Origin of the sequence: Cryobacterium sp. MLB-32 (assembly GCF_000738085.1) — a bacterium.
Lineage (GTDB): Bacteria > Actinomycetota > Actinomycetes > Actinomycetales > Microbacteriaceae > Cryobacterium.
The window spans coordinates 1-896 of record NZ_JPRS01000687.1; the positions used below are offsets into that span (position 1 = coordinate 1).

An 896-nucleotide genomic window follows, 5' to 3' on the forward strand; every position below is an offset into this window, starting at 1 on the left:
TCGCCAACGTCGTAAAAGAGCTCAACGAACGACCTCGGAAAACACTCAACTACGACACCCCCGCCGAACGACTCAAAGCCGAACGCGACACGCCGCCGACCAATTCGCGATAACGTCGAATTGCCCGGAAAACTGCCGGGTAATTACGCGTTCGTTGCGTCGATCATCAGAATCCGCCGTGCCATGCCGGGATTTCCTTACGCGACAGGGCAAACGCGACACGTTTGTTCAGACGAGGTGCGCGGCCCCGTCATTGCGGGGCCATTCCCGCATGAGGTCCGGCTTGCGGGAGGTCCGCGTGGAGGAAACACGGGCACGCCTCAAATTCGTTCCCAGAGACTCGGCGACGCTCAGCCTCTGCCTCTGCCTAGAACGGAATGAAAGTGAGACTTTGCTAGCTGCGGGCCTTGAAGACCTTGTCGGGGTTCGCGAAAAGGGCTGCGCTGGCGTCCAACGGCCCGCCATGGCCCTGCCCGATTTGAGGAAGTCCGACATGAGGCTCACGCACGAAACCTGCGTCTGGTTTGCCGACGGAGCTGTAGTTGTTCTGGAGTCGCGACAGCCTGCGAAGGGCGCGTGCACTGACGAAAATCCCCGAGAGTAGCAGGAGCGCGCCAGAGACGATGAGGAAAACGGAAAGCCCAACAGTGTGACTTCCAACCCCGAACAGTCCTTGCGGCCAGAGCATCGTCGAACCTGCAATGAGGACGATGCCAACGACCAGGGCCGCCCGGGCGAGGACCGTGCTACGGCGGCGCGCATCATCCGCCGCGACCAATCTCTCCGCGCTAGATCGCGTATTCTCGGAGCCCTGAACCGGAGTCTTCCTCATGCCGCTACTGTACGTCCAGAATCCGCGCAACGATAGCAGCCTGATACCAACCGCATCCCGCTGA

The 896-nt window shown here is 60.8% G+C and carries 1 protein-coding gene; it reads right to left on the reverse strand.

Annotation, left to right across the window (positions count from 1 at the left end; translation table 11 throughout):
- Nucleotides 1-394: 394 nt before the first annotated feature.
- The coding region (locus JF66_RS20905) for a hypothetical protein (protein ID WP_035880894.1) at nt 395-896 on the reverse strand (502 nt) is incomplete at its 5' end.